Source organism: Pantoea rwandensis, assembly GCF_002095475.1.
GTDB lineage: Bacteria > Pseudomonadota > Gammaproteobacteria > Enterobacterales > Enterobacteriaceae > Pantoea > Pantoea rwandensis.
Map to the genome: position 1 here is coordinate 150,394 of NZ_MLFR01000008.1, position 11,015 is coordinate 161,408.

The 11,015-nt window shown below is 52.6% G+C and carries 10 protein-coding genes, 1 tRNA gene and 2 pseudogenes; 6 read left to right on the forward strand and 7 right to left on the reverse strand.

The features are described 5' to 3' along the window. Nucleotides 1–43 precede the first annotated feature (43 nt). Nucleotides 44–1,042 carry a glyceraldehyde-3-phosphate dehydrogenase gene (gene gapA / locus HA51_RS10770; RefSeq protein ID WP_084934510.1) on the reverse strand — a complete coding sequence of 333 codons (999 nt, stop codon included), beginning with the start codon at nucleotides 1,040–1,042 and terminating at the stop codon, nucleotides 44–46. A gap of 338 nt (nucleotides 1,043–1,380) precedes the next feature. Between gapA and msrB the strand changes: the two genes are divergently transcribed. Beyond that, on the forward strand, nucleotides 1,381–1,791 hold the full coding sequence (gene msrB, locus HA51_RS10775; RefSeq protein WP_084934511.1) for a peptide-methionine (R)-S-oxide reductase MsrB: 411 nt from the start codon (nucleotides 1,381–1,383) through the stop codon (nucleotides 1,789–1,791). A 2-nt stretch (nucleotides 1,792–1,793) separates the two neighbouring features. Further along, nucleotides 1,794–2,075 (forward strand): YeaC family protein, encoded by a 282-nt coding sequence (locus HA51_RS10780; RefSeq protein WP_084934512.1) that lies wholly within the window; start codon nucleotides 1,794–1,796, stop codon nucleotides 2,073–2,075. A gap of 35 nt (nucleotides 2,076–2,110) precedes the next feature. Here the strand turns inward: HA51_RS10780 and pncA are convergent, their stop codons facing one another. The 3 genes from pncA to sppA form a co-directional block, all read right to left on the reverse strand. Then, nucleotides 2,111–2,719: a bifunctional nicotinamidase/pyrazinamidase gene (pncA, locus tag HA51_RS10785; protein WP_084934513.1), complete on the reverse strand. Its 609-nt coding sequence runs from the start codon at nucleotides 2,717–2,719 to the stop codon at nucleotides 2,111–2,113. A gap of 16 nt (nucleotides 2,720–2,735) precedes the next feature. Continuing rightward, nucleotides 2,736–3,749, reverse strand: a complete 1,014-nt coding sequence (gene ansA, locus HA51_RS10790) for an asparaginase (RefSeq protein WP_084934514.1) — start codon at nucleotides 3,747–3,749, stop codon at nucleotides 2,736–2,738. An 85-nt stretch (nucleotides 3,750–3,834) separates the two neighbouring features. Next, nucleotides 3,835–5,694, reverse strand: a complete 1,860-nt coding sequence (sppA, locus tag HA51_RS10795; protein ID WP_084934515.1) for a signal peptide peptidase SppA — start codon at nucleotides 5,692–5,694, stop codon at nucleotides 3,835–3,837. Between the two features lie 169 nt (nucleotides 5,695–5,863). On the opposite strand from sppA, the pseudogene HA51_RS10800 reads away from it, so the two are divergent. Next, a pseudogene (locus HA51_RS10800) lies at nucleotides 5,864–6,414 on the forward strand (NAD(P)H nitroreductase). On the opposite strand, the pseudogene HA51_RS27800 reads toward HA51_RS10800, so the two are convergent. Then, nucleotides 6,355–6,480 (reverse strand): annotated as a pseudogene (locus HA51_RS27800) (hypothetical protein); the annotation flags it as partial. The pseudogenes HA51_RS10800 and HA51_RS27800 sit on opposite strands and share 60 nt — an antisense overlap. An 87-nt stretch (nucleotides 6,481–6,567) precedes the next feature. Here HA51_RS27800 and selD point away from each other — a divergent pair. Genes selD through HA51_RS10815 form a run of 3 tightly spaced genes read left to right on the forward strand, consistent with a single transcriptional unit; the run spans nucleotide 6,568 to nucleotide 9,858 of the window. Next, the gene (gene selD / locus HA51_RS10805; protein WP_084934516.1) at nucleotides 6,568–7,611 is read left to right on the forward strand and encodes a selenide, water dikinase SelD; all 1,044 of its coding nucleotides are present in this window, start codon (nucleotides 6,568–6,570) and stop codon (nucleotides 7,609–7,611) included. Nucleotides 7,612–7,633: 22 nt separating this feature from the next. Continuing rightward, the gene (locus HA51_RS10810; RefSeq protein ID WP_084934517.1) at nucleotides 7,634–9,562 is read left to right on the forward strand and encodes a DNA topoisomerase III; all 1,929 of its coding nucleotides are present in this window, start codon (nucleotides 7,634–7,636) and stop codon (nucleotides 9,560–9,562) included. Beyond that, nucleotides 9,562–9,858, forward strand: coding sequence for a DUF1496 domain-containing protein (locus tag HA51_RS10815; protein ID WP_084934518.1), 297 nt, complete (start codon nucleotides 9,562–9,564; stop codon nucleotides 9,856–9,858). The genes HA51_RS10810 and HA51_RS10815 overlap by 1 nt, the downstream gene beginning before the upstream one ends. 39 nt (nucleotides 9,859–9,897) lie before the next feature. On the opposite strand, the gene xthA is transcribed toward HA51_RS10815, so the two are convergent. Both xthA and HA51_RS10825 read right to left on the reverse strand, forming a co-directional pair. Further along, nucleotides 9,898–10,710 carry an exodeoxyribonuclease III gene (xthA, locus tag HA51_RS10820; protein WP_084934519.1) on the reverse strand — a complete coding sequence of 271 codons (813 nt, stop codon included), beginning with the start codon at nucleotides 10,708–10,710 and terminating at the stop codon, nucleotides 9,898–9,900. Between the two features lie 163 nt (nucleotides 10,711–10,873). Then, a tRNA-Tyr gene (locus tag HA51_RS10825) sits at nucleotides 10,874–10,958 on the reverse strand. Nucleotides 10,959–11,015: the final 57 nt, after the last annotated feature.

Sequence of the window (11,015 nt, forward strand, 5' to 3'; positions counted from 1 at the left end):
AAAGGGGCGACCGAAGTCACCCCTTGTCTGTTTAGCCAGTTACTTACTTAGAAGCAACCAGTGCAATCAGATCCAGAACTTTGTGTGAGTAACCGGTTTCGTTGTCGTACCATGAAACCAGTTTCACGAAGTTGTCGTTCAGTGCGATACCTGCTTTAGCATCGAATACTGAAGTCAGAGTTTCGCCGTTGAAGTCGGTAGAAACTACGTCGTCTTCGATGTAACCCAGAACACCTTTCATCTTGCCTTCAGATTCGGCTTTGATGACAGCACAAATTTCTTTGTAAGTTGCTGGTTTTTCCAGACGAACAGTCAGGTCAACAACTGAAACGTTCGGGGTAGGAACGCGGAACGCCATACCAGTCAGTTTACCGTTCAGCTCTGGCAGAACCACGCCCACTGCTTTTGCCGCACCGGTAGAAGAAGGAATGATGTTCTGCGCTGCGCCACGGCCGCCGCGCCAGTCTTTGTGAGACGGGCCATCAACGGTTTTCTGGGTTGCAGTTGTTGCGTGAACGGTGGTCATCAGGCCTTCAACGATACCGAAGTTGTCGTTGATAACTTTAGCCAGTGGAGCCAGACAGTTGGTGGTGCAAGATGCGTTAGAAACGATATCCTGACCTTCGTATTTGTCGAAGTTTGCACCACGAACAAACATTGGGGTGGCATCTTTAGATGGACCGGTCAGAACAACTTTCTTCGCACCTGCCTGAATGTGTTTACGCGCGGTTTCGTCGGTCAGGAAGATACCGGTTGCTTCAGCAACAACGTCAACGCCCACTTCATCCCATTTCAGGTTAGCCGGGTCTTTCTCAGCGGTAACACGGATTTTTTTGCCGTTAACAATCAGCGCGCCGTCTTTAACTTCTACAGTGCCGTCGAAACGACCGTGTGTAGAGTCATACTTCAGCATATAAGCCATGTAATCCGCGTCGAGCAGGTCGTTGATTGCAACGATTTCGATGTCTGAACGCTGCTGTGCAGCACGGAAAACGATGCGACCGATACGGCCAAAACCGTTGATACCTACTTTGATAGTCATATATTCCACCAGCTATTTGTTAGTGAATAAAAGGTTGGCTGTAAAATTACAAAAACCTTACCAGGCGTCAAGCGGAATCGTGTCAATTGTTGCGACAGGTCAATTCCAACGCCAGGAATAATTGGTTGCGCAATCGCTTACGCAGCACCCTTACTGCGCGCCTATGTTACGCCGAATACCGACCGAAAAGGGATGACTTTTGCAAAGGGTGATCGACGTCACAATTTTGCGCTGTGGCAGTCGTGACGAACGGGTTCGCACGAAAAAAGACCATGAAGATGTTGTTCGTTTGTTAGAATACTAGTCGATTTTTACAGAATGACACTTCGGAACTCAAAATGGCTAAAGACACCTCGCCCGAGGAAAAAATCGCGCAGCTCTCTGAGATGCAGCGTTATGTCACACAGCATCGCGGCACGGAACCTCCTTTCAGTGGCGCGCTGTTGCATAACAAGCAAGAAGGCATTTATCACTGCTTAGTGTGCAACTCCCCCCTGTTTCTCTCCGACACTAAATATGATTCAGGCTGCGGCTGGCCAAGCTTCTACCAGCCATACAGTGATGAGGCTATCCGTTATCTGGAAGATGATTCACACGGTATGCACCGCGTTGAAATTCGTTGTGGTAACTGTGATGCGCACCTTGGCCACGTCTTCCCTGACGGCCCACAGCCCGGCGGTGAACGCTACTGCGTTAACTCCGCATCGCTCAGCTTTAGCGATGAGCAGGGTAATCAGCAAGAGGGCTGAGCATGAAACAAGAACTGGAAGCGATGTTGGCGGCAATGACGCCGGAAGTGTATGAGCGCCTGGCGACCGCGGTGGAAATCGGCAAATGGCCTGATGGCGTGGCGTTGACGCAAGAACAGCGCGACAACTGCCTGCAATTGGTGATGCTCTGGCAGGCCCGCCACAACGACGACCCGCAACATATGACCATCGGGAAGGGTGGTGAAATGGTGATGAAGTCGAAAAAGCAGCTGAAAGAAGAGTTTGGCATTGAGCCCGAAGTGACACGCATTAACCTGCATTAACAGGTAAAAGGGCTGGTATTCACCAGCCCTCATTTTCAGATTATTACCGCACCTTGCGCTTCCATCTGCGCGATGGCAATTTCGCTGTCATCAGGATTCAGGTTAACCCCGCGGCAACCCTCTTTGACGACTTCAACGTTATAGCCCAATTCAAGCGCATCCAGCACACTGTATTTGACACAGTAATCGGTCGCGATACCCAGCATCACCAAATCACTAATACCACGCTCGCGCAGCCAACTGTCCAACTCCGTCTTACGGCGATGACCGTTGTCGAAGAATGCGCTGTAGCTGTCCACATCGGCGTCGCCACCTTTATGGAAAACGGCGTCAATTAAGCTGCGGTCCAGTCCTGGGTGGAAATCTGCGCCGACGGAGTCCTCGACACCGTGATCCGGCCACCAGATCTGCGCCAGACCGTTCAATTCGCCCAGAGTGTAGACCGGCTCACCCGAAACAGAAGCAAAACTGCCGTGGTTGGCTGGGTGCCAATCTTGTAATGCCACTACACATTCACCCCGATCGCGGAACTCGCGTGCGTAACGGTTAGCAACAGGTACGATCTGGTCACCTTCTCTCACCGCCATTGGGCCGCCGGGGCAAAAATCGTTTTGAATATCGATGATTATCAATGCCCGCTTCATTACTTCTCGCTCCGTATCAGTCGTCTGTCAGTTCGCCGCGTAAATTCTGTTGCATTTTGGCACGAATTTCCGCAGTGGTGAGGTTTTGACTCAACAAAAAGTGCAGTTTTGTTAAGGTTGCCTCAACAGTGAGATCAAAGCCACTGATCACACCGGCATGTTCCAAAGCATTACCCGTGGCATAACCGCCCATGTTGACTTTGCCAGACATGCACTGCGTTAAATTGACCACCACGATGCCGCGTTCGCTGGCCTGATGTAACTCATCAAGGAACTCGGTATTTTGCGGTGCATTTCCCACGCCATAGGAGCGCAAAATCAGTGCCTTCACGGGTTGACGCAGGAAGTTACGTACCACATCTGCAGAAATACCAGGATAGATGGTGACCACACCGATCGGCTGCGGGGTAATGGGATGCACAATGAACTCGCCTTTGCCCTGCGGTGCAGGCGGCGTATTTAGCTTACGAATGTGTATACCCGCTTCGAGCAGCGGCGCGAGGTTAGGCGAAGCGAAGGCATTAAAACCATCAGCGTGAGCTTTGGTGGTGCGGTTACCGCGAAACAGCGTGTTGTTGAAGAACAGGGCAACTTCACTAATAGGGTAGTTCGCTGCCACATATAGTGAGTTCAACAAATTTTGCTGACCATCGGAGCGCAGCTCAGCCAGTGGGATCTGCGAACCGGTAACGATAACCGGCTTAGCCAGGTTCTCTAACATGAATGACAGCGCAGAAGCGGTAAACGCCATGGTGTCGGTGCCGTGCAGGATCACAAAGCCATCGTACTGATCGTAATTTTGCTTGATGTCGTCAGCAATCGATTGCCAGTCACGCGGCGTCATGTCTGATGAGTCCATCAACGGCTGATATTCGTGGATGGTAAAGCTTGGCATCTCTGGCCGATGGAATTCTGGCATCTTGGCCAGCTGTTGCTGTAGATGGCCGGAAACCGGAATGTAGCCCTGCGCAGAGCGCTGCATACCGATGGTACCGCCCGTGTAGGCTACATAGATATTTTTCTTTTGCATGGAAGAACTCAGACTTGCCGTAAAACGCGCAGTATAAGGGGATTAACAGCGAAAAGCAGCCCGACCAGCGGCCGGGCTGTAAAGATTAACGTACGTTGCCGCAGTTAAGGCAGAATGCGTAACGATTTTGCGGATCGTTAAGATTATTCATCAGGCCTGGCTGATTTTTCACCGCACTCATCACATCCAGCATCGGTGCGGGAAGCCACACTTTCAGTGCTGCAGGCAGCATCGCTTGGGCTGATGCGTTCATCTGACTCAACAACAGGTCAAGCATACCCGGATCATCCTGATACCAGCTCAATTGCGGTTTGGTCACTTTCGCCAATTCAGCGGCTTTTGCCACGGCGTCGTCGAAGTCACCCAGAGCGTCCACCAAGCCATTGGCTTTGGCATCGCTGCCGGTCCAAACATGGCCTTGTGCAATGGCGTTGATTTGCTCTGGCGTTTTATGACGTGATTTCGCTACCAGGCCAACAAAGTTGCGGTAACCATTCTCGATGGTCAACTGCATTAACTGCTGAACTTCTGTTGGCAGCGCTTTGGTGGTCGCCACGTCTGCCAGTGGTGAAGTGGCAACACCGTCTGTATGCACGCCGATGCTGCTCAGGCTGTTTTCAACCGTGTTGATCACGCCAAAAATACCGATCGAGCCGGTCAGCGTACTCGGCGCCGCGACAATATAATCAGCCGGTGTTGAAATCCAATAACCACCGGATGCCGCCATACCGCCCATCGACACCACCACAGGCTTGCCAGCGTCGTGTGCTGCTGCTAACTCTTCGCGGATCGCCTCTGAAGCAGTGACGCTGCCGCCAGGGCTGTTAACGCGCAGGACAATGGCTTTGATTTTCGGATCAAGGCGGGCATCACGAATCTGCGAGGCAGTAGTATCGCCACCTACATTTCCTGCTGTCTCTTCTCCATCCATAATGGCACCGCTGGCAAAGATCACCGCAATATTGCCATCATCACCCTGCGGTGGCTGTTTTACGCTGTAATCATAAATGCTGACGTTACGATAATCGTTATTCGCTTTATCCCAGCCGAAGGTTTTTACCAGCTCCTGGTCTGCGGCTGCTCGGCTATCCAAAACATCAACCAGCTTGTTATTCAGCGCATATTTCGCGGTATCACCGTCTACAGCTTGCAGGCCGCTAATGATGCCAGCTGCGCCAGGGAACAGCTGATCCGGCGTAATCTGACGATTAGCGGACACGGTGTTGAGGTAGTTCTGCCACAGTTGACCAATCCAGCGACCATCGGCGTCACGCGCGTCTGGCGACATATCATCACGCAGGAAAGGTTCAACCGCCGATTTGTAGGTGCCAACACGGAATACATGTGAGCTGACTTTTAACTTATCCAGCAGGGATTTGTAGTAAAGCCCATTGGTCGCGAAACCGTGCAGGTCTACCGTACCTTGCGGTGACAAATAGATCTTGGTCGCATAGCTGGCGATGTAGTACTGCGCCTGGCTGTAGCTATCACCGACCGCATAAATCGGTTTGCCGGCATCGCGGAATTCACGCAGTGCTTTACCGACATATTGCAACGAAGGTTGATCGCCACCGGCGAAGTCGCGCAGATCCAAAACGATACCCGTGATGTTCTTATCAGTTTTTGCCTGACGAATGGCATCCACGACATCGAACAGAGAGTTTTCCTGCAAGCGGTCGTTGCTGGCACCCAAAAGCTGCCGACCGATGCGGCTCAGACGGTTACTGACAGATGGCTTATCAACTAAGACACCGCTCAGATCCACTTTCAGCGCACCTTGCTGCACCGGTTCACTGCTACTGGCACTGGAAAGCTGCAACCAGATGCCAACACCCGCCAGAATCAGCACGATGAGAAATAAATTAAGAATAAATTCTCGAATGAAATTTAATACCCGCCAGCTCCAGCGGAACAGGCCAGCAATAATTCGCCACAATGTGCGCATAAACTCTCCATATTCACGTAACAGGGCAGTCGCCACGCGGTCTGCCCCGATGTCGGGTTCATCCTAATGAGCAGCGTGCGAAATGTCAGCAGGAAATCGCGCCAGACTGTTACAAAAGATCTCGCTGTGCCAGGATTAGCCGACGCTTTTTATTCACGGGAGAATAATGATGGATGCATTGGATTTATTAGTTAACCGCCGTTCAGCATCACGTTTAGCAGAGCCAGCACCAGCAGGGGGAGCATTGCAGAACATTTTGCATGCGGGATTACGCGCGCCGGATCATGGCACGATGCAGCCTTGGCGCTTCATTATTGTGGAAAATGACGGTCGTGAGCGCTTCGCGAAATTGTTAGAGCAAGCGGCGCGAGACAGTCATCAGGATGATAAGGCGATTGAGAAAGCCGCATCTGCACCGTTCCGTGCACCGATGATCATTACGATCGTTGCTCACTGCGAAGAAAATGCCAAAGTGCCGCATTGGGAGCAGTTAGTCTCAGCGGGTTGTGCCGTGATGGCGATGCAAATGGCGGCAGTGGCGCAGGGCTTCAACGGTATTTGGCGCAGCGGCCCCTGGACCGATAATCCGGCAGTGCGTGAAGCCTTTGGTTGCCGCGACCAGGATGCAATTGTGGCTTCCTCTATCTCGGTACGCCTCAGCTAAAAGCGAACACCACCGTGGTGGCGCCGGATACCGCACAGTTTGTCAGTTATTTCTGACAGACAGCGGCGGGTTTCTGCGGCAAGGTGAGCGCTGTTGCAGATATTGCACACCACGTGTGCGAAAGATCGTGGTTAGATCGCGCAACACTTACCAGCGGCTGGCAGCCAGGCTAACATATCGCCTTCTGTACAGCGCATAAGGAACCCGCCATGAGTGAACCGCTTCGCCTGACGCAATACAGCCATGGAGCTGGCTGCGGCTGCAAAATTTCTCCACAGGTACTGGAAACCATTCTTCGCAGCGAACTAACGCCATTCCACGATCCAAAGCTACTGGTGGGCAATGAAACGCGCGATGATGCCGCGGTATACGATTTGGGCAACGGCACTGCGGTGGTCAGCACCACGGACTTCTTTATGCCCATCGTCGATGACCCTCATACCTTTGGCCGTATCGCCGCCACCAATGCCATTAGTGATATTTATGCCATGGGCGGCAAACCCATTATGGCGATCGCGATTCTTGGCTGGCCTGTAAACGTACTCAGCCCCGATGTGGCACAGCAGGTGATTGAGGGTGGCCGAGCGGCGTGCCAGGCGGCGGGCATTGCGCTGGCGGGTGGACACTCGATAGATGCACCTGAACCGATTTTCGGGCTCGCGGTGACCGGTATCGTCGATGTTGCACGCGTGAAAAAGAACAGCGCAGCACAGGCAGGGTGTCAGTTATTCCTGACGAAACCGCTTGGCATTGGCATCCTTACTACCGCCGAGAAGAAAGGTTTGCTTCGCCCTGAACACCAATCATTGGCGGCTGACATCATGTGCCAGCTGAATAAAGCAGGTGCGGAGTTTGCCAAACTGGATGGTGTCAGTGCGATGACGGATGTAACCGGTTTTGGTTTGCTGGGCCATTTAAGTGAGATCTGTCAGGGTTCTGGCTTACGTGCAGAGATCAGGGTAGCCGATGTCCCTAGGTTGCCGGGAGTCGATGACTATATCGCTGCGGGTGCCGTACCGGGCGGAACCCAGCGCAACTTTGCCAGCTATGGCGCGAACATCTCCGCAATGGATGAGGCAACGCGTGCATTGCTGTGCGATCCACAAACTTCAGGCGGGCTGCTTGTTGCTGTGCAACCCAGCGCTGTAGAGGCGTTTCAGCGCTGTGCGGCGTTGGCAGGTGTGCAGGCGACAGCGATCGGCGAACTCTTTGTTGCCGAATCTGGACGCCCGCTGATTACTGTCGTGAACTGACGTTAAAGGAACGACGCCACACATGCGTTTGTTTATTGCTGAAAAACCCAGCCTGGCCCGTGCCATTGCTGATGTCTTACCTAAGCCGCATCGTCGCGGCGATGGCTTTATTGCCTGTGGCAATGACCAGATGGTGACCTGGTGCGTAGGGCACCTGCTTGAACAGGCTCAGCCTGATAGTTATGACAGCCGCTATGCGCGATGGAATCTTGCCGACTTGCCGATCATTCCAGAAAAGTGGCGCCTTCAGCCAAGGCCCTCGGTCGCCAAACAATTAAAGGTGATTGAAGGCTTGCTGCAGCAGGCACACGAGGTGGTGCATGCTGGAGACCCGGATCGTGAAGGGCAGCTGCTGGTCGACGAAGTCTTGGATTATCTACAATTGGCGCCGGAGAAGCGGCACAAGGTTCAACGCTGTCTGATTAACGATCTCAACCCCGCCGCAGTGGAACGCGCTGTCGGGCGTTTGCGCGAAAACCGCGAGTTTATCCCGCTGTGCGTGTCAGCTCTGGCGCGTGCCCGTGCTGACTGGCTTTACGGCATCAATATGACACGTGCCTGGACGCTGCTTGGGCGCAATGCCGGTTACGATGGTGTGTTGTCCGTAGGGCGTGTGCAGACCCCGGTGCTGGGGCTGGTGGTGCGACGGGATGAAGAGATCGAGAATTTCATTTCGAAAGATTACTATGAAGTGAAGGCGCACATCGTGACGCCGCAGGAAGAGCGCTTTATTGCCTCTTGGGTACCCAGTGATGCCTGTGAGCCTTGGCAAGATGACGAAGGGCGTTTACTGCATCGCCCGTTGGCCGACCACGTATTAGAGCGCATCAACGGCAAACCCGCTCTGGTGACCGGCTACAACGATAAGCGTGAATCCGATACTGCACCGCTGCCATTTTCGCTCTCTAGTTTGCAAATTGAAGCGGCGAAGCGTTTTGGCCTGAGCGCGCAAAATGTGCTGGATTGCTGTCAGCGATTGTATGAAACCCACAAGCTGATCACTTATCCGCGTTCTGACAGTCGCTATTTACCGGATGAACATTTTGCCGGGCGCCATGCGGTGCTGAATGCGATTCAGGCACATCAACCCCAACTGACGCCGCCAGTAGACTTTAATCCCGATCAGAAAAACCGCTGCTGGGACGACAAGAAAGTCGATGCACACCATGCAATCATTCCCACTGCACGTGCCAGCAAAGTCAATCTGACGGAAAACGAGGCCAATATTTATGGCCTGGTTGCGCGTCAGTATCTGATGCAGTTTTGTCCGGATGCGGTGTTCCGTAAGTGTGTGATCGATCTCGAGATCGGTGGCGGCAAGTTCATTGCCAAAGCGCGTTTTCTGGCTGAAGCCGGGTGGCGCGCCTTACTCGGTAGCAAAGAGCGCGATGAAGAAAATGATGGTACGCCACTGCCGGTGGTGAAAAAAGGTGATGAACTGTTTTGCGAGCGGGGTGAAGTGTTAGCCAAGCAGACCCAACCGCCGCGACCGTTTACGGATGCCACATTACTCTCTGCGATGACGGGTATTGCGCGTTTTGTTCAGGATAAAGAATTAAAGAAAGTGCTGCGTGCGACCGATGGTTTAGGAACGGAAGCGACGCGTGCGGGCATTATCGAATTATTGTTCCGCCGGACCTTCCTGGTGAAAAAAGGCCGCTATATTCATTCTACAGATGCGGGAAGGGCGCTCATTCACGCGCTTCCTGAAATGGCGGCACGGCCTGATATGACGGCGCAGTGGGAATCAACGTTAACGCGCATCAGTGAAAAATCCTGTCGCTACGATGAGTTTATGCAGCCACTGGTAAGCACATTGATAGGGTTGATTGGCGAAGCGCGCCAGCGGCCCTCATTACAGTCATTCAGAGGTATCGCCGCACCGGCTACACAACGTAAAGCGAAGCCGAAATCGAAATCGACCCGGCGTAAAACCAAGGAGACAGAGTGATGCGTTATGTCCTAATCGCGCTTGGCATAGTGTTGGTGTGCAGTAACAGCGCACAGGCTAATCGCCAGCCGGAAACCAGCCACTTGGGTAATACCGATGTCGTGGTGGATATGCCGCGAGAGGTGTGGACGCAAGGGCAGAATAATCAGCAAAATAACTGCCTACAGTGCTGTACCTACGAAAATCGCAGCTATTCAGAGGGTGCGGTAGTCAAAGCGGAGGGCGTGCTGCTGCAGTGCGGACGCGATGAGAAGGTGATGGGAACCAATCCACTCATCTGGAAAATCATCAAGTAACAGCGTATGGCGTTTCGACGCCATACGCTGCATCAACGCTTACTTATCCAGCGAGAACGTCGACCAGACTGGCGCATGATCTGACGGTTTCTCCATACTGCGGATGTCATAATCGATACCGCTCTCAATGCAGCGAGATGCCAGCGGTTGGCTGGCGAGCAGCAAGTCGATACGCAGACCGCGATTATCATCAAAACCTTTAGAACGATAGTCAAACCAGGAGAAGCGATCGGCTGTCTCTGGGTACTTTGCACGCCAGGTATCAACCAGGCCCCAGTGCATCAAGCGGTCCATCCACTCACGCTCTTCAGGTAAGAATGAACATTTACCGGTCCTCAACCAACGCTTACGGTTGTCTTCACCAATGCCAATATCGAGATCGGTGCTGCTGATGTTCATGTCGCCCATGATTAACACGGGCTTATCCACCGCTAATTGCTGCTCCAGATAATCCTGAAGATCACGATAGAACTTCTCTTTTGCTGGGAACTTGGTGGGATGGTCGCGGCTTTCACCTTGTGGGAAATAGCCGTTAATCACGGTGATATCGCCAATTGGGCTGGGGATTTCAGCCATGATCAAGCGACGCTGAGAATCCTCATCATCACCGGGAAAACCGCGGTGTACTGAAACAGGTTGTGCTTTGGTCAGCAGCGCGACACCGTAATGGCCTTTCTGACCATGATAAAAGACGTGATAGCCCAATTTACTGACGTCTTCGAGCGGGAACATGTCGTCATGAACTTTGGTTTCCTGCAAGCCGATGACATCTGGCTGATGCTGTTCAACCAGCGCTTCGAGTTGATGAGGACGCGCGCGTAAGCCATTGATGTTGAAAGAGACAAATTTCATTTCGCTGCCATTTATATCCGCAAAAGTATGGCGGGATGGTAACGAGTTTTATAGAAAAAGTCATGGTTTGAATCGGTGTAATGAGCGATTGAATCAAAAGGGAAAGCTGAAAGCGAAATACAGGGAATGAGTTAAATCGATGAAAACTGAGAGAAATAGAGGATGGTGGCGGGAGAAGGATTCGAACCTTCGAAGTCGATGACGGCAGATTTACAGTCTGCTCCCTTTGGCCGCTCGGGAATCCCGCCAGGGATATAAAGCTCTTGAAGATTCAGGCGAGGTGTTAATTCAGATGGTGGCGGGAG